We start from the raw sequence: 19077 nt of genomic DNA, 5'->3' as shown, positions 1-19077 counted from the left end.
CCACGATGACCGTCTACACGCTCCCGGACCTGCCCTACGATTACGGCTCGCTGGAGCCGCACATCAACGGCCATATCCTCGAACTGCACCACGACAAGCACCACGCCGCGTATGTCAAGGGCGCCAACGACACCCTGGAGCGGATCGCGGAGGCGCGCGACAAGGGCGACTTCGGCGGGATCGTAGGCCTGGAGAAGACCCTCGCGTTCAATGTCTCCGGCCACGTTCTCCACTCCCTCTACTGGGAGAACATGAGCCCGGACGGCGGCGACCGGCCCGAGGGCGACCTGGCCGACGCGATCAACGAGTACTTCGGCTCCTTCGAGGGCTTCCACGGGCAGCTCTCTGCCGCGACCACCCTCGTCCAGGGTTCGGGCTGGGGCGTCCTCTCCTACGAACCGACGTCGGGGCGCCTCATCGTGGAGCAGGTCTACGACCACCACGGGAACGTCGCCCAGTCCTCGGTGCCGCTGCTCGCCTTCGACGCCTGGGAGCACGCGTACTACCTCCAATACAAGAACGTCCGCCCCGACTTCGTGAAGGCGATGTGGGAGGTCGTCAACTGGCAGGACGTCGCCGCCCGATACGAGGCGGCCAAGGCGGCATGACCGACGCGCCACGCGTCGACGCAGACGTGGGAGACGCCGATCGCCTCCCATGAGCCTCAGCCTTCGGGTGGGGTGATTCCACAGGGCCCGGCCGCGCGATGCACGCGCGGTCGGGCCCGTCGCCTGCGCCCGCGCTCATCCGCGCCGACGAAAACCGGCCGGTAGGGTGGCAGTCCAGGACGCAGAGGGCGGGGTGGGAATGGACGGCGACGAGTACATGCAGATCGGCGAGGTGGCCGAGCGGACGTCTTTGAGTCTGCGGACGATTCGCTACTACGAGGAGGTCGGCCTGGTCGTGCCCTCCGAGCGCAGCCAGGGCCGGTTCCGGCTCTACACCGAGGCCGATGTGCGCCGCCTGTGGCTGATCCGCAAGCTCAAGCCCCTCGATCTCTCGCTCGACCAGATCCGGGACCTGCTCGCCGCCCTCGACCGCGCAGGCGCCGATGACGTCGGTCCCGACGAGGCCGCCGTGCTGCGTTCATCCCTGGCCGCGTTCCATGCGATCGCCCGCGCCCGCTGCGCGCTGATGCGGGAGCAGCTGGTCGGCGCCGAGGAGTTCGCCGCCGACGTGGCCGACCGGATCACCGCGCTCGAACCCGCCGGCGAGGACACCGCACCCAAGTCCTGACCGGACCCGGTGCGGTCGCTCCGTCCGCGCCTTCGGCCCCTCAGTGCGCCGAGGTGAGGTTCCCCGAGAGCTCCCCGTGCAGTTCGGCGCTGGGCCGGTTGAGGCCGACGAACTCGACGGTCTTGCCTCGGGCGGCGTACTTCTCCTCGATCGCATCCAGCGCGGAGACGGTGGAGGCGTCCCACACGTGGGCGTCGGACAGGTCGATGACGATCTTGTCGGGGTCGCCGTCGTAGTCGAAGAAATGCACGAGGTCATTGCTGGAGGCGAAGAACAACTGGCCGGTGACGGCGTAGACCTCGGTCGAGCCGTCGGGGTCGGTGACGCTGGTGACCTCCACGACGTGCGCGACCTTGCGGGCGAAGGCGACCATCGCGACGATGACACCCGCACCGACGCCGATGGCGAGGTTGTGGGTCGCGACGGTCGCCGCGACGGTGACGACCATGACGATGGTCTCGGAGACCGGCATCTTCTTCAGGGTCTTGGGTCGGATGGAGTGCCAGTCGAAGGTCACCGCGGACACGAAGATCATGACCGCGACCAGCGCGGCCATGGGGATCTGCGCGACCACGCCGCCGAGGACGACGATGAGGATCAGCAGGAAGATCCCGGCCGAGAAGGTCGAGAGGCGCGAACGCGCCCCGGCCTTGACGTTGATCATGGTCTGGCCGATCATCGCGCATCCGGCCATGCCGCCGAAGAACCCGACCAGCACATTGCCGATGCCCTGGCCGGCGGCCTCGCGGGTCTTATTGGAGCGGGTGTCGGTGGCGTCGTCGACGACCTTGGCGGTCATGAGCGACTCGAGCAGGCCGACCGCCGCGAGCCCCAGGGCGTACGGCGCGATGACGGAGAGCGTGTCCAGGTTGAACGGGACGTCCGGCAGGGCGAGGAACGGCAGGCCCGAAGGCAGTTCGCCCATGTCGCCGACGTTCGGCACCGCGATCCCGAAGGCCACCGTCACCACGGTGAGGCCGACGATGGCGACCAGCGGCGAGGGGACGGCCTTGAAGACCAGGGGCAGGCCCCAGATGACGGCGAGTCCGGAGCCGATCAGGGCCCACACCATCCAGTTCGCGCCCCAGAAGTGCGGAATCTGCGCCATGAAGATCAGGATCGCGAGCGCGTTGATGAACCCGGTGAGGACGCTGCGGGGAATGAACCGCATCAGCTTGGCGACGCCGGTGAACGCCAGGACGACCTGGATCAGGCCCGCGAGGACGGTGGCCGCGATCAAGTACCCGACACCGTGCGAGGCGACCAGCGGGGCGACGACCAGGGCCATCGCGCCGGTCGCGGCCGAGATCATGGCCGGGCGTCCGCCGAGGAAGGCGATCGAGCAGGCCATGACGAACGACGCGAACAGTCCGACGCGCGGATCGACGCCCGCGATGATCGAGAACGCGATCGCCTCGGGGATCAGCGCGAGGGCGACCAGCAGACCGGCGAGCAATTCAATTCGCAGGAAGGGCACGAGCGGCCTGGGCAGGACGAATCGGCCGCGCGCAGAGCGCAGCTGGGCGGCAAGAGGCATGCAACACCGTTCACGGTAAGCGGGCGAGGGCGCACCGAGACGGCGTTGGGACGGTGCCGGAAGACCTCACCGATACTACTGTGCAACCGGAGAGTATCGGCGCTCATCGTGTCTGGTGGTGTGCCGTCTAACAATGACGCCACGGAAGAGTTCACCGCCCACATAACGAACGCCCGGAAGGCCCGATCCTCAAGCCGGGTTGAGCCGCTTGACGAGCCGATCGCGGTCACCGAGGTTCTCGCTGCTCAGGCCTTTCCGTCGTCTTCGGGGAAGAGTTCGGCGATCAGTCCCTCGATGCGGGTCTTGATCTCGTCGCGGATGGGGCGGACGGCCTCGACGCCCTGCCCGGCGGGGTCGTCGAGCTTCCAGTCCAGGTAGCGCTTCCCGGGGAAGACGGGGCAGGCGTCGCCGCAGCCCATGGTGATGCACACGTCGGAGGCCTCGACCGCGTCGTAGGTCAGGATCTTCGGCGATTCGGCCGAGATGTCGATCCCGACCTCCCTCATCGCCTCGACCGCGGCCGGGTTCACCTGGTCGGCCGGGGCGGACCCGGCGGAACGGACCTCGACGCGGCCGGCGGCGAGGTGGGCCAGCCACCCGGCGGCCATCTGCGAGCGTCCGGCATTGTGGACGCAGACGAAGAGGACGGACGGCTTCTCGGACATGGTGGGCTTCCTTTGTGAGTAGGGCCTTTGCTCTGGACGGTGGTCGGTGGACATGATCAGGCGACTTTGGCTGCGGGAGTGCGGAAGAGGCGGCGGGCCCACAGGCTCACGTAGACCAGGCCCACCAGGACCGGGACCTCGATGAGCGGGCCGACCACGCCCGCGAGGGCCTGGCCCGAGGCCGCCCCGAAGGTCGCGATCGCGACGGCGATGGCCAGTTCGAAGTTATTGCCCGCGGCGGTGAACGCGAGCGTGGTGGTGCGTTCGTAGTTCAATCCCACGGCCTTGCCGAAGGCGAAGGAGCCGGCCCACATGATCGCGAAGTAGGCGAGCAGTGGGATCGCGATCCGGACGACGTCCATCGGCTGACCGAGGATCGCCTCGCCTTGCAGGGCGAAGAGGACCACGATGGTGAACAGCAGTCCGTAGAGCGCGAACGGGCCGATCTTCGGGAGGAACTTCGACTCGTACCAGTCCCTGCCCTTGCGGCGCTCGCCGACGCGGCGGGTCAGGTAGCCCGCGGCGAGCGGCACGCCGAGGAACACGGCGACATTGAGCGCGATCTCCCAACCGGAGACTTCCAGGCCGGTCGAGTCCAGGCCGAGCCACCTGGGGAGCGCGTCGAGGTAGAGCCAGCCGAGCGCGCCGAAGGCGATCACCTGGAAGACCGAGTTCAACGCGACGAGGACCGCGGCCGCTTCCCGGTCGCCGCAGGCGAGGTCGTTCCAGATGATGACCATCGCGATGCAGCGGGCCAGGCCGACGATGATGAGTCCGGTCCGGAACGCGGGGAGATCGGGCAGGAAGATCCAGGCGAGGGCGAACATCAGCGCCGGGCCGATGAGCCAGTTGAGGACGATCGAGGAGACCAGTAGCCGCTTGTCCGCGGTGACCGAGTCGAGCTTGTCGTAGCGGACCTTCGCCAGGACCGGGTACATCATAAGCAGCAGGCCCGCCGCGATCGGCAGGCTGATCCCGCCGATCTGGACCGCGTTGAGCACCTTGCCGACTCCGGGCACCCACTGGCCGAGCGCGATGCCGGCGACCATCGCGGCGCCGATCCACACCGGCAGGTACTTGTCGAGGGTGGAGAGCCTGCCGCCCATCGCGGTCGGGGCGGCCGTGGCGGTGGCGGTCATACGCCGGCCTCCTGCGGGACCGACAGGACCGTGGAGAGCAGGTCGAGCGCGGCGGGCGCGGCGCGGTAGTAGACCCAGGTGCCGCGGCGCTCGGAGGTGACCAGGCCGATCTCCTTGAGCACCTTGAGGTGGTGGGAGATCGTCGGCGCGGACACGTCGAATCCTTCGGTCAGGTCGCAGACGCACGCCTCCCCGCCCGCGTGGGACGCGATGAGGGAGAGCAGGCGCAGCCGGATCGGGTCGCCGAGGGCCTTGAACGACGGGGCGAGCCGCTCGGCCTGATCGGCGTTCAAGGGCTCTTTGATCAGCGGGGTGCGGCAGTCCGCCAGGGTCAGCGCGATCGGCTCGCGACCAGGTTGCTTCGACATACGTTTATTTTGACCGACATGAAAGCAAGACGGCAAGCCGACCCCTGGTAATCCAGATCACGGCTCACGTCGAAGCCCCGACCGACCACGCGGCCGGGCGAGTCGTGGTCAGATCGGCCGGATCGGGCGGCAGGGCACCGGCGGGATACCGGCGGCTCGGCGGCCGCCTCTCACGCGAGGCTATCGGCGACAATGCGGCCGCATACCGTCCGTGACCAGTCGCGATGGCGGTTCCAGCGGTAGTGGAAGTGCTTAATGGACAATATTTGAAGAAGGATCGGGTGTCATAACCTCGCCCTGAACGGAAGGTTTCCAACCACCGAAGGGGATTCGGTGCCATGCGTGCCCTCATGACGCCGTGCGGCGGCACCGCGTCCTCGGTCCACCCGTCAACGTCCGGAACGAAGAAGGCCGAAACCGCATGACCGATCGCCCCAGTCCCACCCGTCAGCCCGCCCGGTCCCGGCGAATGACCTGGGACCAGGCCGCAATGCTCGTGGTCACCATCAGCGTCTTGGCGATCCTCGGCGCCATGGGGTTCCTCGGCATCACGGTGCTCCCCGGCGAATTGGCCGAGCCCGCTCCCGAACCGCTGGCCGCCGACCCGGCGGAGTCGGGAAGCGACGAACCAGGACCGGCGCTGGAATACTCGACCACGGAAGAAGTCGATCTGGACAGCCGAGAAGGTGCGGCGACGCTCTGGTTCGAAGCGCGAATCAATGACGACCTCGACGCGCTCGAACCCCGCACGTGCGCGAACCCGTCATCTGTCGTCACCGCGGACCTGCAGGACGCCGAAGCACACGAGGCGAGGGACGACGACTACACCGTCTCGAACATCTTCGTGACCTCGCGCGAGTACAACGGCGACACCGAGGTGGCGATATTCCTGCTCGACCAGGAGCCGACCTACGACTACATCTGGGAGAAGGAGTCGAGGCCCGGCGACATCATCACGATCCTGACCGTCGTCGAGGAAGACGGCGAGTGGAAGGTATGCGATGTCGAAGGGTTCGCCTGACGCGACAAGGACGCCCGAGAACGGCTTCCACGCCGCCCGCTACCTCGCTGACGAGGGCCACGGCCGATCGTCCTATTCGGTCCTCGTCGCCCTCGCCAGGGTTCCGATGATCTCCGAGATCGTCACCGCCTCGACCTGACCGGCCGGGAAGCGAACTTCCTTGATCGTCTGGACCTCTTCGGCTTCGAAGTAGTAGCCGCCGCCGAAGCCCGGCTCTATGTCGACTTCGACCGCTCCCCCGCCTCGCAACCGCCGCTTCAGACCCGAAGTCCAGCCGCTGGACGGCTCACGCATCGGCAGCCAGTCTTTCTTCGACAGGCCGTACAGGGCTCCCGTATTGGATTTCGTACCCGCGAACCTCGTCAGCTTTCCGGCCTTCGATTCCGCCTCGGTCGGGGCCTTGACCTGGCGCCCAAGTTGCTCGAACGGTTGCAGCACTTCGTAGTCCGCCAGGATCTCAGCCCAGGTCTCCACCTCACCGCCCATCAGCAGAGGATGCGCGATCCTGATCCGCGCGTCCTCGGGCAGATCTCTCTCGTTCTCTTCGGCGTCGGTGACCGTGCGGTCCTCGGCCAGCCGGAACGTCACCGTCCCGGTTTCCGAGTTCGCTTGCCAGACCAGGCGCTTCGCCAAGTGCCACATCAGGGCGTGGTCGACCAGCAGACGCTGGAACTCCCCCTTCGACCAGGTCCGACCCTCCACCATTGCGAATTCCAGGCGCTTGGTCTGCTCCGTGCCGACCGACTTCAAGCCCTTCTTCAGCCGCTCGAATTTCTGCTTGGCCTCCCCTGCGGCCTCGAGGTCGTCCCCCGGTCCCGGCTTCGGCAGACTCTTTCGGATCTTGTCCTTCTCGTCGATCACGAAGGGCCGCAACTGCTCGTCGAATCCGACCTTGAATCGGCGATTCCCGTAGTCGAGCCTGAGGGTCGCGTCCTCCCCCAGTTCGAAGTCCGGCACCAAGCGGTCGGCCAGCTCCTCCGCATCCAGGCCCATCCCGGCCGCGATCAGTTCCACCTGGTCCTCCGCGGCCTGCTTGAGCGGCTTGGACTTGCCGCTCCGCTGCATGTCGTAGACGGCCTTCAGCGACTCCTCCGACTCGATTGCGCCCAGCACCTCCAGGCCGTTCACAGCCCGCTTCGTCAGCCCCTCACCGGGCCAGCGCCGGATCTGCGCCTCGAGGCGTTCGACCGTCTCGACGTCGGCGAAGCGGGCGAGCTGCGTGAACGCCCACACGTCCTTCGGAGGCGCCCCGTCCACCGTCCAGGCCTCGAAGACCGCCCAGGAGAACGCGCGCAGACTCGCCGCGTCGCAATGCCGCTTCACCTCGTCAAGGCCCGCATAGGGAATCGATATCGAGTCCAGGGACATCGCCGCCACCAAGTGCTCGACCGCCTCGCACGGCAGGCGCGCCTCACGGCCCCGTAGCAACACCGGCACTTCGCGCACCTGCCCGGCCCAGTCCGGGGCCTTCGGCTTGCGGGTGCCCGGGTCCAGCGGGTCGGCGTCGAGGATCGTCTTGACCGCAGCGACCGCTTCGTCCTCATAGTCGGCAGCGGAGGCCAGGACCGCGTCCACGCCGTGGCGGCCCGCGAGGAACCGCAACGCGGCCTCGGCGGCCTGCTTCTGCTTGCCCGCCTTGCCGACGGCGTCGGGCACCAGCCAGGCGATGGCGTCAAGGCCGTGCCGGTTCATCCAGGTGAGGACGCTCGCGCGGGTCGAGCGCAGGCGTACCAGCCAGTCGGCGACGAGACGGGCGGCCTCACTACCGCCGATCGGCGGTAGCGCGCGATGTTCGCGCGGCTGCTTCGCCAGCGCCGCCAGCACTTCCGGGACAGCGTCGAGTCCGCCTTCGGCGAGGCTCACCTGCGCCTCCACGATGGCCTTGCCGCCCTCGGCCCACAGCTCGCGCTCGCCCTCGGCCCAACGCAGGCTGGTCCCGCCGATCGGCGTCAACTCGACCACCGCGCGTTTCCGTTTGGGGCGCTTCTGCTTCCATGGCGGACTAGCGAGGAATTCGGGGACCTCCTCGGCCACGGACGGCACTCCGTCCAGGTTCAAGAGCCGGTCGATGGTCTCGCGAACGCCGGGCTCGGCCACGGCGTAGGCGGCCTCGCCGACCAGCGGGATCGCGGTGACCAGGGAGGAGAACCGCGCCCGCTGCCCCGGATCCGCGGCATCCGCGAGTCGCGCGATCGCCCGCAGCGTCCGCTGCGGGAAGCGCTCGGCGGCTTCGCGCAGGAGTTGCCACGTGCCCTGTTCGACGACGTGATCCAGCAGGAACGCCATCGCCTCATCGCTGGGCAGTTGCGCCAGGACCTCGCAGAGGTAGTCCTTATTGCGCTTGCCCTCGCCGTTGAGGATCGTCTCGGTCAGGATCGGCACGCCGCCGACGCCGACGCTGTCCAGTAGCGCCTGAACGGTCCGGAAGCTCCGACCCCACTCGTCGAGCGTGGTGATCCCGGCGGTGGCGAGCTGCTCGGCCGAGGCGACGCTGGCGATGAGCATCTCCTGGTGGATCCAGCTCTCCTCGCCGGACGCGCCCCACTCGGCGCACGACTCCTCGACCCAGTCCTGCTCGGTCGGCATGCAGAAGGCCCGGAGCAGTCGCTGCCGGACGTTGCCTCCCCGGTCCTCGAACACGTCGCGGAAGCGCCGGTACTCGGTTTCGGGCAGCGCGGCGAGCAGTTCGCGGACGCGATGCGCTTCGACTCCCCTGCTCACCCAGTAGGCTCCCCGGGGGTTGGGTGGCACGAACTCGACCGCGAACATCTCGCTGGAGTAGCGGCCGGCAGGCTGCCCGGATTGGGATCCCACGGCGTGGACCGCCAGCAGCTCCGCGGTCGCGGCGACCGCGAACTCCGCTCCATGCTCACCGAGCCAGGCGTCGAACTGGAGGTAATCGATCGCCCAGAGCGGTGTTCCGGCTCGGGAGACGACTTGGAAGGCCGCCGCCGCCCCGAGGGGGTCGGGCTCACCGCGCAGGTAGGACTGAAGCGCCGAGGCCACCACGGGATCGCTCTGCGGCGACTCGACGGCGTGACGCAGATGGGACATGCGGCGGCGGACCCCGACCTCCTTCCAATGCTCGGTCAGGTTCCCCAGGGGCACGTACGGCCCCGTCGATCGCCGGCCCCTGCGGGGGATCGCGCCATCCAGTAGCGCGATCTGATTATGCCGCAACAATTCCGGACGAAGCTCCAGATGGTCCTCATCCGGCAGTTCGAAGGCTCGCTCGTCGTTCATGCTCGTGAGCTTAAGATCCAGGTGCAACAGCGTAGCGGCGCAAGGCCATCACCGCCTTGACGGATCCGCGAATCCCATCGCTCGGGAAGATCGACTGGTCGGCGGCCTGCCTCGACGGCTCACATGTTCGGCCATTCGGTGGCAAGGCTTCCTCTTCACCATCACCGGACTCGGTATCGCAGGATCCGCCTCCGCCGACCCGGCCACGCCCGCGGACGACATCAGCATTCAGGCCCTGACCTGCTCGAGCGGGACCGGTTCGACCAATGAAGGGGGCACCCTGATTCGCCACGCCTGGGCGAAGTGCGACGACGATCTCGGAGGTGGCTACTGGCGGTTCAGGGTCGTCTGGAGCTGCTCCGGTGAGAACTGGAACCGCACCAGCGGATGGGTCCCGGCCGACGCCCGACGGACCTACGGGTTCTGCCCCGCCGGCAAGAGCGTCGACTACAAGAGGGCGGACCCGGACCACACCGGGTTATAGCAAGAATTCGGGGCCTGACCTGCGGATACACCGATCGGTCGGTAGCAGATTGAGTAGCAGACAGGCCACAAGGGAAACCCTTGTGGCCTGTTTTGCCTGTTCATAGATGTGGAGCTTAGGGGATTCGAACCCCTGACCTTTTCATTGCGAACGAAACGCGCTACCAACTGCGCCAAAGCCCCGAGCGCCGACAACTTTAGCACAGGGGTGGAAGTGGGCTCGGGGCGTGCCGTGTGGCCCCCGTCTCGGGGTCAGATCCAGGATTTGAGCCACATCCGGGCGTGCCAATCGGTCCTGGTCAGTGCCTCGCCGGTGTAGATGGGCCAGAAGTAGGCGAAGCACAGCACGACGACGGCGATGAAGGCGCCGGCGATGAGCGCACCGGTGAGGCGTCGCTCCGGGGAGCCGGTCAAGGTGCCGCGTACCGGGTGGATGCCGATGATCATTCCCAGGCACCAGGTGACCGCGATGATGAAGAACGGGACGGCCGGGGCGGTGTAGAAGAAGAACATCGTCCGGTCGGGGTAGGCGAACCACGGAAGGATGCCGGCACCGATGCCGCCCAAGGCGAACCAGGCCCGCCAGTCGCGCTTGTAGAGCGCCCAGGCGAGCAGGGCGAGGGTGGCGGGGACGAACGTCCACCACAGCAGCGGGGTGCCCAGCAGCAGGACCTCGGCGGCGCAGTCGTCGGTTCCGCAGGCGACGTCGGAGCTCCAGAAGAAGACCACCGGGCGGATATTGAACAGCCACTCCATCGGCGTGGACTGGTAGGAGTGCGTCGAGGACAGGCCGGCGTGGAAATCCAGGACCGCCATGTGGTACTCCCACCAGTTGACCAGGGCGCCGAACACCGGGGGCTCGGAGCGGCCCTGTTCGGTCAGCCAGTGCCGGTAGGAGCCGGTGTCGTTGGCGAACCAGCCGATCCACGTCGCCAGGTAGGTGCCGATCGCGAGCAGGCCGAACCACAGGTTCTGCCCGAACTCGTAGATGACGGTGTCGCGCACGGGCTTGCGGGCGCCGACGTCGATGCGCAGCCGCCGGTTCCAGACGATGAACAGCACGATGCACACGATGATGTACCACACCGCACTCCACTTGGTGGACATGGAGAGTCCGAGCAACACCCCGCACGCGATCCGCCACCACGGAATGCCGATGAACGGCCGCTCGCGGACCGGGTCGAGCCCGTCCTCGATCGCCCGCAGCCAGCGCGTGCACCGCCAGGTCCGGTCGCGGACGAGGCAGTACATGGCGGCGAGTATCAGCGTGGCCAGGAAGATGTCGAGCAGCGAGGTGCGCGAGAGCACCAGGTGGCTGCCCTCGACGGCGAGCAGGAGCCCGGCGGTGCCGCCCAGCAGGCTCGAGCCGGTGAGGCGGCGCACGAGCCGGATGAGGATCGCGACGCCGATGATCCCGGCGACGGCGGCGGCGATGCGCCAGCCGACCTCGTCATAGCCGAGGAGGGTCTCGCCGGTCGAGATGAGCCACTTGCCGAACGGGGGGTGGGCGACGAACGCGGAGCCGTCGTCGCCGGGGTCCCATTCGACACCGTGGTTGAGCATCGAGTGGGCGTCCTGGGCGTAGTAGACCTCGTCGAAGATCAGCCCTTTGGGGTGGGCGAGGCCGATCAGCCGCAGCACGGCGGCGATCGCGGTGATCCCCACGGTCACGAGCAGGGCGCGGCGGCCGTCGGTGGGGGTGCGGTCGGTCAGCCGGGCCCGCACGCCGGGCCGGGGCCCGGGGGGCGGGGTCGGCCGCCAGGCGGCGGGAGGCTCTTGTGGCCGGACTGCGGTGGCGCTCACCGGGGTGAGTCTAGGGTAATGGCGCCGCCGATGGGTCCGGCGGATCCGCTGGGCGACCACCCAGCTAGCTCACCAGATCAGTCGGCGGCGTGAAGTCGCCCTCGCCGTTGCTCTCCCATTGGGCGGCGAGGATCTCGGCGACGGCGTCGGCGGGTTTGCCGAGGTTGCCCTTGCCGACGTAGTGCTGGGGGCTGTCGGGGTCGGCGATGAACGCGGCTGCCGCGGCGTTCGGCGTGAACCCGATGAACCAGTTGGTGGAGTTGGAGTCGGTGGTGCCGGTCTTCCCGGCGACCGGGCCCTTGACCTCTTCGCCGACCTGCTCGGCGGTGCCCCAGGTGCAGTTGCCGGTCGCGGCGCCGTACCCGGTGGGGCAGCGGGCCGCGTCGACGGCGGCGCGGGCCACCTCGACGTCGATCACCTGCTCGCACTCGGATTGGAACCCGATCCGCTCGCCGCCGGCGGTGGTCGCCGACGTCGCGGGGATCGGCTCGCAGTACATGCCGTCGGCCGGGAGGGTCGCGTAGGCCGCGGCCATCTCCATAGGAGTGTTCTGGGTGACGCCGAGGGTGAACTGGCCGAAGTTCTTCGCCGCGTCCCCGGAGGTGTAGCCCAGGTCGGTCGAGTTGTGGAATTCGAGCCCGAGGCGCTCGGCGACCTCGATCGCCTTGTCCGCGCCGACCCGCTCGACCAGCTGCACGAAGTAGGTGTTCACCGATTCGCCGAAGCCGGTCCACATGTTGTAGTTGCCGACCTCGGACTTGGAGGCGTTGCGCGGGCACCAGTAGTTCCCGCACGAGGCCTCGCCCGCGCCGGTCACGTACTTCGACGTGTACTGGTAGGGCGAGTAGATGGTGGTGTCCAGCGGCATGCCCGCTTCGAGGGCCGCGATCATGGTGAACATCTTGAACGAGGACCCGGCCTGGTAGCCGGGCACGGCCGAGTTGCCCGTCAGCAGCGGGTTCGTCGTGTTCGGATACGTGCCCTTGCCGTACTCGGACCCAGCGGTGTTCTCGCCGTTGTCGGAGATGTCGTTGGAGTACTCGCGGTTGACCGCCATGACCTGGACCGAGCCGGTCCCGGCTTCCACGACGACTGACCCGAGCGCGTACTCCGAGCCGGTCTCCTTCTCCGACTCGATCGCGTCCTGCGCCTCTTTCTGCAGGTCTTTGTCGAGACTGGAGACGATCTCGTAGCCGCCCCGGTAGAGGCGGGCTTTGCGCTCGTCGTCCGAGTCGCCGAAGTCGGCCTGCTGCTCCCACCACTGCTCGAAGTAGTCGACGAAGAAGCCGTACTTGGAGTCGATCGCGCCGCCGGCGGTGTTGTTGGCCTCCTGCGGGTTGAGGTTCAACTCCTCGGCGCGGGCCGTCTCCCCCTCGGCGCGGGACAGGTATCCGGTGGTGATCATGCGGTCGATGACGTGGTCGCGGCGGGCCAAAGCGGCCTCGGAGGAGCCGTTGATCGGGTCGTAGTTCGACGGCGACTGGACCAGGCCCACGAGCATCGCCGACTCGGCGTCGGTCAGCTCGGCGGGGAGCTTGCCGTAGTAGACCTGGGCGGCCGCGCCGATTCCGTACGCGCCATTGCCGAAGTAGACGGTGTTGAGGTAGTTGGTGATGATGTCGGCCTTCGACATCTCCTCCTCGAGCGCCAGCGCGTAGCCCATCTCCTTGACCTTGCGGTCGATGGTGACCTCGCTGGCCGCGGCGACCTCGTCGGGGGTGGTGGCGGTGTAGGAGAGGACCTGCCGCACGTACTGCATGGTGATCGTCGAGGCGCCCTCGGAGGCGCCGCCGTTGGAGATGTTGGTGACCAGGGCGCGCATGACGCCTTCGGGGTCGACCCCGTTGTGGTCGTAGAAGTTCGAGTCCTCGGTCGCGACCAGGGCGTTCTTCACCGAGTCGGGGATCTGGTCGTATTCGAGCTGGACGCGGTACTGGTCGCCGAACGTGGCGATCGCCGTCTTCCCGTCGGAGGCGTAGAGGGTGGACGACTCCGGCGCCGGGGGCAGCACGAGTTCTTCGGGCAGTTCGAGGACGCTTTCCGACCCGGTCTTGGCGAGGCCGCCGAACGCGCTCGTCAGCGGCAGGAACGCGAGCCCGACCACCAGACCGAACGCCACGGCCACCGGCACGAGCGCGAACATGGCGCGCCGCTGCACGGCGGTGATGGGTCCGAACCAGCTCTGCGCCACCGGTTTCGAAGGTGCTCTCACGCTGTCTCCCGAGGAGCCCCGCTGTACGGGGAAGTACGGTCAAATGCAATTGGGCGCGGTGCCGCCGCTCGGGCGGAGATTCGGGGGCGCCTTCACTCTACGACGGTGCCGCCGGGGACTTTCGGGGCAGTCCGGACGCGGGTGGGGGCGGTTACAGGGTCGGGTGGGAGTGAATGTGGACGGATCGCGTTACCAGGCGAACGCCAATGCGCAGACCAGCACCGCGCCGGTCGCGGCCCAGCACAGGCCGATCGCCTGGCCGCGCCCGTCGAACAGCCGGTTCGCGCCCGAGGCGGCCACCAGGACGAATCCGAAGACCATGAACAGGACCAGGCCGGGGGCCCAGCGCCAGATGAGTCCGCCGAGGCCGCCGACGTAGGCACTGGAGGCGTCCGGGCCGGTCGTCTCGGCGATCAGCACGTCCCCGACATCGGTGGCGGTGACCGAACCGGTCAGCCGCAGTTCCTTCGTCCACCCGGCCGAGGCCGCCTCGAAGAGGCCGTCGCACGAGGGTGCGAAGCCCTCCCGGCAGGAGGTCACGGTGACCGTCCCCGTCTCGGAATGGCCCAGCGACATCCACAGCGCCGGCGCCGACACCCAAGCCAGGAACATGAGCACGCACGCGCAGATCAGCACCCCGGCCAGCGCCGGAGCGAACGGTTTGGGGCCCTTGCGCTGCACCGGCCGCCCCGGCCTGATACGCCGCTCGGTCTCCCCCGCCCGCTCCCACACCGCCCGGATCGCCGCCAGCCCCTCGGTCTGCGAACCGATCGGGCTCCACTGCGGCTCCGGTGGCGGCGGCCCGGCCGCCTGCGGCGGGGCGCCCTCGTCGGCGGGGCGGCGGGGCGCGATATCGCCGTGGGGCTCGGCGGCGCGGTGCGTTCTGGACATACCGGTATTGCACCACCGATACGGCGACGCCGCGTGCAATCGGCGCACACTCGCCGTGTCGGTGGACGCCCGTGGCCCCGACCTTGGAAGTCTCGGATGATGGACGGATACCATGGGGCGCATGACTCACGTATTGACCGCGCTGGCCTGGCCTTATGCCAATGGCCCCCGCCACATCGGACATGTAGCCGGGTTCGGTGTTCCCGCCGACGTCTTCGCCCGCTACATGCGCATGCGCGGTCACGACGTGCTGATGGTCTCCGGCACCGACGAGCACGGGACGCCGATCCTGGTGCAGGCCGACGCCGAGGGGCTGACGGCCGTGGAGGCGGCCGCGAAGTACAACCGGATCATCGTCGAGGACCTGGACGCGCTCGGACTGTCGTACGACCTGTTCACGCGCACCACGACCGGGAACCACTACAAGACCGTCCAAGAGCTGTTCACGACGCTCTACGACAACGGCTACATCCTGCAGAAGAAGACGATGGGCGCGATCAGCCCGTCGACGGGACGGACGCTGCCCGACCGCTACATCGAGGGCACGTGCCCGCACTGCGGGTTCGGCTCGGCGCGCGGCGACCAGTGCGACAACTGCGGCCGCCAGCTCGACCCGACCGACCTGATCGACCCGAAGTCGCGCATCAACGGCGAGACCCCGAAGTTCGTGGAGGAGGACCACTTCTTCCTGGACCTGCCGGCGTTCGCCGACGCGCTGCACTCGTGGCTGGACACCCGGACGGGCTGGCGCACCAATGTCGTGCGCTTCACCAAGAACCTCCTCGACGACCTGCAGCCGCGGCCGATCTCGCGCGACCTGGACTGGGGCGTGCCGATTCCGCTGCCGGGCTGGGTCGACCGTCCCGACAAGCGCCTGTACGTGTGGTTCGACGCGGTCATCGGCTACCTGTCGGCGTCCATCGAATGGGCCCGCCGCTCCGGCGACGCCGAGGCCTGGAAGCAGTGGTGGGCCGACCCCGAGGCGGTCTCGTACTACTTCATGGGCAAGGACAATATCGTCTTCCACTCCGAGATCTGGCCGGCGATGCTCTTGGGCAACAACGGCGAAGGCTCGAAGGGCGGCGAGCCGGGCTCGCTCGGCAAGCTGGAGCTGCCGACCGAGGTCGTCTCCAGTGAGTTCCTGACGATGGAGGGCAAGCAGTTCTCGTCCTCGCGTCGGGTGGTCATCTACGTGCGCGACTTCCTGGAGCGGTACTCGGCCGACGCGCTGCGCTACTACATTTGCGCGGCCGGCCCGGAGAACCAGGACTCGGACTTCACGTGGGCGGAGTTCCTGCGCCGCAACAATGACGAGCTGGTGGCGGGCTGGGGCAACCTGGTGAACCGGTCGGTGGCCATGGCCGCCAAGAACTTCGGGGGAATCCCCGAGGCCGGGGAGCTGGAGCCGGTCGACGCCGAGCTGCTGGAGACGACGAGGGCCGCGTTCGACACCGTCGGGGACCTCATCGGCTCCAACAAGGTCCGCGCCGCGATCGGCGAGACCATGAAGACCGTCGCGGCCGCCAACAAGTACCTGGCCGACACCGCGCCGTGGAAGATGAAGGAGGACCCGAAGCGGCAGGCGACCGTCCTGCACACGGTCCTCCAGGCCGTCAGCGACCTGAAGACGATCATGAGCCCGTTCCTGCCGCACTCGTCGCAGCAGGTGTACGAGCTGCTCGGCGGCGAGGGCGTCTTCGCGCCGATGCCGCGCATCGAAGAGGTAGAGGACCTGGACGACGGCGGCGCGACCGACGGGGTCTACCCGATCCTCACCGGCGACTACTCGAACGTCCCGAAGTGGGAGTCGGTGCCGGTGACGGCGGGAACGCCGCTGGAGAAGCCGACGCCGATCTTCACCAAGCTCGAACCGTCGATCGTTGAAGAGGAGATCGAGCGGCTGAACTCCTGATCGAGACTGCGAACCGGCCCTGCGCTCAAGCGCCGGGCCGGTAGCTTTTGCAAGGTTACTTCGAGTGTAGCCATTCGTAGCTTCTTTGCTATAATGGTCGCATGAGCAAGACCATCACGCAGCGCGAAATGCGCAACGACAGCGGTGCCATCCTCCGCGCCGCCGAGGGCGGCGAGGATTTCACGGTGACCCGGAACGGCACGCCAGTCGCCCGGATCGTCCCGCTCGCCGAACCCGACCGCCGGTTCGTCTCCACGGAGGAGCTGCTGAAGAGCGCGGCAGGCCTGCCGCGCGTCGACCACCGACGTTTCAGAGCCGATCTCCAGGACGCCCTCGACTACGAGCCGCGCGACCCCTACGAGCGGCGCAATGACTGACGGCCTTGAACTGTCGGCGCTCGGGCTGCTGGACACCTGCACCGTCATCGACTTCTCAGAGATCGACCGCGCACACCTGCCGAAGATCAGCGCGGTATGCACCATCACCATGGCCGAGTTGGAAGCCGGTCCGCATGCGGCACGGGACGACACGGCCGAGGAAGTGCGCCGTCGCCAACGCCTGCAATGGGCCCAGGTGTCCTTCCCTGATCCGCTGCCTTTCGACCGCCAGGCCGCGGCCACGTACGGATCCGCCCATCTGCTCTATCTGAGCGCCGGCCGCAAGCCTCGCAAGTTCTTCGCAGACCTCCTGATCGCCTCCGTGGCGATCGCCAATCAACTGCCGCTCTACACGCGCAACGCGAAGGACTTCGAACCGCTGCGGTCGATGCTGGACATCCGCGAAGTGTGAACCCGGTCGACCCCGCCGCGCGCGAACGCTGGCTCTACATCGGACAACCGCCGTTCACGCTCGGCTGGGACGTGTCGGACCTGGTGGAGCAGGTCGGCACCGGGGTATCCCGGTTCGAGGTGGGCGAAGAGGTCTACGGCATGCGGGAACTGTCGAGCCTGGTCGCGGCCGGTCAGCTGAACGTCCATGTGTCCCAGACGTTCCCGCTGGAGGAGGCCGCCGCCGCGCACCGCGCGATGGAGGACGGCCACGTCACCGGCAAGATCGTCCTGACCATCGACTAGAGCGGCCGAAAACCGCAGGAGTGCAAGCGATCGGGCCCCGGCATCACTGGGCCCGACTCCGTAAATCCTATAGGATATATCCTGCACGATTCAGGGTCAAGCGGACGGGGCTATCCCGCCGGGACCAGTTCTCCGCGCGAGACCCACTTCTCGTAGACGCCGCGGCGCACCGGCTCGGCTCCCGTGCGAGACAAGGCGTCCGGGCCCGGCCGGGAGAGCCGGAAGCGGCCCCACTCCTCATCGGCGTCCACAAGGGACCCAGAGACGCCCTTCCACACCACGCGGGTCGCCTCGCGCAGGATGCGCCGCACCGGCGCGGCACGGCCGATCTCCACGCCGGGAATGTCGACGCGCCGCTCCAGCGTCAGCGGCGACCACTGCTTGTCGGCGTAGGCGAACAGCTCGCTCTCGGTCCCGTTCGGCGTGTAGGCCACGATCTTCGCCGCGTCGGGCAGCGGCAGATCCACCAGGTCTGCGGTGACGTACTCGGGCAGCAGGTGGCCGTTCGAGATCGCGAAACCGGTGCCCAGAACGGGCATGCCGCGCCGGTCCGAGGACGGCATGGACGACAGTCCTTCGTATTCGGGGGCGATCGGCGCGTGGTAGTCGGCCGGGTCGGCGACCCGCCACTGGAGCGCGAACACCCACGGCTCGTTCGGTTCGGTCTCGCCGCCGAGGATGCTGCGAGTGGTGGGCGTGCGCAGGTGCGCGACGTCGCGGCGGCGGTAGCAGAAGCCGCCCGGTACGGCGGCGGTCTCGGTCAGCCGCGCCACCTGGGCCGACGTCAGGGGCCGCTCCATGAGCTCGCCGACCACCAGCGGCGAGGAGGCGCGCACCCGATCGAGCAGGACCCGCGCGGCCGGGTCCAGATGCGGCGTCTGGGTCAGGCGCCGCACATACTCCAGGTCCAGGCCGGGAGCGAGCGGCACCATCATGGACCGGTCGTCGTCGACGCTGACCGGGACGCCGTCGCGCAGCACCTCGTTGGCGTGCGCGAAACCGCGGTGCGGGTACTCGGTCCCGGCGCGCGGATTCGACAGGAAGTCGGGGCGCGGGAGGGCCGAGAACAGCTCCCAGGCGGTGCCTCCGGCGATCGGGACGCCGGGATATTTCTCCCCGCGCCACTCCACGGTGACGAGTTGCGGCATGGGTGCTTCGTTCGGAACTGCCGGGCGGCGCGGCTGCAAGGCCGCGGCCCGGTTACGACGGGACGCGAGGTCACGTGTCATGGTCGGCTCGATTCGACGCGGGGTGCTTGGTGGGGCGAGAAGCCGTGGGGGCCGCTGCCTCGTCGGTTTCGCGCGATGCGACAGCGTTGTCGCCGAACGCTGTGAGCGCAGTAGGTGGATGTATCCGCGGCCGGTATACACCGCTGCCGTCAACGTAGGCCCGGGCTGTCAGCCGCACATGTCCAGAAAGTGAAGGTTATGTTACGTCGGCAGCATTACCGTCGCCGAGCTGCGGCAAGACCGCTCCCATCTTCCCGCCACGAGC

The 19077-nt window shown here is 68.2% G+C and carries 16 protein-coding genes and 1 tRNA gene; 7 read left to right on the top strand and 10 right to left on the bottom strand.

All coding sequences use genetic code 11. The annotated features are described in order from the left end of the window. Positions 1–5: 5 nt before the first annotated feature. Together FAB82_RS06835 and FAB82_RS06830 are read left to right on the top strand one after the other, a co-directional pair. Positions 6–608: a superoxide dismutase gene (locus FAB82_RS06835; protein ID WP_136533797.1), complete on the top strand. Its 603-nt coding sequence runs from the start codon at positions 6–8 to the stop codon at positions 606–608. 199 nt (positions 609–807) lie between these two features. Continuing rightward, a complete protein-coding gene (locus FAB82_RS06830) occupies positions 808–1236 on the top strand; it encodes a MerR family transcriptional regulator (protein ID WP_136533871.1) in 429 nt (142 codons plus the stop codon). Positions 1237–1276: 40 nt separating this feature from the next. On the opposite strand, the gene FAB82_RS06825 is transcribed toward FAB82_RS06830, so the two are convergent. From FAB82_RS06825 to FAB82_RS06810, 4 genes are all read right to left on the bottom strand, one after another. Next, entirely contained in the window at positions 1277–2773 is a 1497-nt protein-coding gene (locus FAB82_RS06825; protein WP_136533796.1) for a SulP family inorganic anion transporter, read from the bottom strand. Positions 2774–3018: 245 nt separating this feature from the next. Continuing rightward, positions 3019–3438 (bottom strand): arsenate reductase ArsC, encoded by a 420-nt coding sequence (locus FAB82_RS06820; RefSeq protein ID WP_136533795.1) that lies wholly within the window; start codon positions 3436–3438, stop codon positions 3019–3021. Between the two features lie 56 nt (positions 3439–3494). After that, a complete protein-coding gene (gene arsB, locus FAB82_RS06815; RefSeq protein ID WP_136533794.1) occupies positions 3495–4577 on the bottom strand; it encodes an ACR3 family arsenite efflux transporter in 1083 nt (360 codons plus the stop codon). Next, positions 4574–4945: an ArsR/SmtB family transcription factor gene (locus FAB82_RS06810; protein ID WP_136533793.1), complete on the bottom strand. Its 372-nt coding sequence runs from the start codon at positions 4943–4945 to the stop codon at positions 4574–4576. Before FAB82_RS06810 ends, arsB begins: the two co-directional genes overlap by 4 nt. A 421-nt stretch (positions 4946–5366) precedes the next feature. On the opposite strand from FAB82_RS06810, the gene FAB82_RS06805 reads away from it, so the two are divergent. Beyond that, positions 5367–5966, top strand: coding sequence for a hypothetical protein (locus FAB82_RS06805; protein ID WP_136533792.1), 600 nt, complete (start codon positions 5367–5369; stop codon positions 5964–5966). 72 nt (positions 5967–6038) lie between these two features. Here the strand turns inward: FAB82_RS06805 and FAB82_RS06800 are convergent, their stop codons facing one another. From FAB82_RS06800 to FAB82_RS06780, 5 genes are all read right to left on the bottom strand, one after another. Beyond that, positions 6039–9209: a DUF4132 domain-containing protein gene (locus FAB82_RS06800; RefSeq protein WP_136533791.1), complete on the bottom strand. Its 3171-nt coding sequence runs from the start codon at positions 9207–9209 to the stop codon at positions 6039–6041. A gap of 593 nt (positions 9210–9802) precedes the next feature. Next, a tRNA-Ala gene (locus tag FAB82_RS06795) sits at positions 9803–9875 on the bottom strand. Positions 9876–9944: 69 nt separating this feature from the next. Continuing rightward, positions 9945–11495 (bottom strand): dolichyl-phosphate-mannose--protein mannosyltransferase, encoded by a 1551-nt coding sequence (locus tag FAB82_RS06790; protein WP_136533790.1) that lies wholly within the window; start codon positions 11493–11495, stop codon positions 9945–9947. Positions 11496–11559: 64 nt separating this feature from the next. Continuing rightward, positions 11560–13707, bottom strand: a complete 2148-nt coding sequence (locus FAB82_RS06785) for a transglycosylase domain-containing protein (RefSeq protein WP_136533789.1) — start codon at positions 13705–13707, stop codon at positions 11560–11562. A gap of 189 nt (positions 13708–13896) precedes the next feature. Further along, entirely contained in the window at positions 13897–14598 is a 702-nt protein-coding gene (locus FAB82_RS06780) for a hypothetical protein (RefSeq protein WP_136533788.1), read from the bottom strand. 121 nt (positions 14599–14719) lie between these two features. On the opposite strand from FAB82_RS06780, the gene metG reads away from it, so the two are divergent. The 4 genes from metG (at position 14720) to FAB82_RS28785 (ending at position 17583) form a co-directional block, all read left to right on the top strand. Continuing rightward, positions 14720–16510, top strand: coding sequence for a methionine--tRNA ligase (gene metG / locus FAB82_RS06775; protein ID WP_211116420.1), 1791 nt, complete (start codon positions 14720–14722; stop codon positions 16508–16510). 101 nt (positions 16511–16611) lie between these two features. After that, on the top strand, positions 16612–16887 hold the full coding sequence (locus FAB82_RS06770) for a type II toxin-antitoxin system Phd/YefM family antitoxin (RefSeq protein WP_136533786.1): 276 nt from the start codon (positions 16612–16614) through the stop codon (positions 16885–16887). Then, a complete protein-coding gene (locus FAB82_RS06765) occupies positions 16880–17299 on the top strand; it encodes a type II toxin-antitoxin system VapC family toxin (protein ID WP_136533785.1) in 420 nt (139 codons plus the stop codon). Before FAB82_RS06770 ends, FAB82_RS06765 begins: the two co-directional genes overlap by 8 nt. After that, complete coding sequence (locus tag FAB82_RS28785) at positions 17296–17583, top strand: zinc-binding dehydrogenase (protein ID WP_136533784.1); 288 nt, start codon at positions 17296–17298, stop codon at positions 17581–17583. The genes FAB82_RS06765 and FAB82_RS28785 overlap by 4 nt, the downstream gene beginning before the upstream one ends. A 110-nt stretch (positions 17584–17693) precedes the next feature. On the opposite strand, the gene FAB82_RS06755 is transcribed toward FAB82_RS28785, so the two are convergent. Next, on the bottom strand, positions 17694–18731 hold the full coding sequence (locus FAB82_RS06755) for a hypothetical protein (RefSeq protein ID WP_136533783.1): 1038 nt from the start codon (positions 18729–18731) through the stop codon (positions 17694–17696). Positions 18732–19077 lie beyond the last annotated feature (346 nt).

Origin of the sequence: Glycomyces buryatensis, from assembly GCF_004912275.1 — a bacterium.
In the GTDB taxonomy this organism is placed as follows: Bacteria; Actinomycetota; Actinomycetes; order Mycobacteriales; family Micromonosporaceae; genus Glycomyces; species Glycomyces buryatensis.
This window is presented reverse-complemented; position numbering and strand designations above follow the sequence as displayed.

What these genes read in the sequence shown, in the direction of transcription:
- FAB82_RS06780 (WP_136533788.1), bottom strand. Translation starts at nt 14,598, where the DNA reads ATGTCCAGAACGCACCGCGCCGCCGAGCCCCACGGCGATATCGCGCCC.
- FAB82_RS06835 (WP_136533797.1), top strand. Translation starts at nt 6, where the DNA reads ATGACCGTCTACACGCTCCCGGACCTGCCCTACGATTACGGCTCGCTG.
- FAB82_RS06805 (WP_136533792.1), top strand. Translation starts at nt 5,367, where the DNA reads ATGACCGATCGCCCCAGTCCCACCCGTCAGCCCGCCCGGTCCCGGCGA.
- FAB82_RS06820 (WP_136533795.1), bottom strand. Translation starts at nt 3,438, where the DNA reads ATGTCCGAGAAGCCGTCCGTCCTCTTCGTCTGCGTCCACAATGCCGGA.
- FAB82_RS06765 (WP_136533785.1), top strand. Translation starts at nt 16,880, where the DNA reads ATGACTGACGGCCTTGAACTGTCGGCGCTCGGGCTGCTGGACACCTGC.
- FAB82_RS06830 (WP_136533871.1), top strand. Translation starts at nt 808, where the DNA reads ATGGACGGCGACGAGTACATGCAGATCGGCGAGGTGGCCGAGCGGACG.
- FAB82_RS06800 (WP_136533791.1), bottom strand. Translation starts at nt 9,209, where the DNA reads ATGAACGACGAGCGAGCCTTCGAACTGCCGGATGAGGACCATCTGGAG.
- metG (WP_211116420.1), top strand. Translation starts at nt 14,720, where the DNA reads ATGACTCACGTATTGACCGCGCTGGCCTGGCCTTATGCCAATGGCCCC.
- FAB82_RS06825 (WP_136533796.1), bottom strand. Translation starts at nt 2,773, where the DNA reads ATGCCTCTTGCCGCCCAGCTGCGCTCTGCGCGCGGCCGATTCGTCCTG.
- FAB82_RS06810 (WP_136533793.1), bottom strand. Translation starts at nt 4,945, where the DNA reads ATGTCGAAGCAACCTGGTCGCGAGCCGATCGCGCTGACCCTGGCGGAC.
- FAB82_RS06770 (WP_136533786.1), top strand. Translation starts at nt 16,612, where the DNA reads ATGAGCAAGACCATCACGCAGCGCGAAATGCGCAACGACAGCGGTGCC.
- arsB (WP_136533794.1), bottom strand. Translation starts at nt 4,577, where the DNA reads ATGACCGCCACCGCCACGGCCGCCCCGACCGCGATGGGCGGCAGGCTC.
- FAB82_RS06755 (WP_136533783.1), bottom strand. Translation starts at nt 18,731, where the DNA reads ATGCCGCAACTCGTCACCGTGGAGTGGCGCGGGGAGAAATATCCCGGC.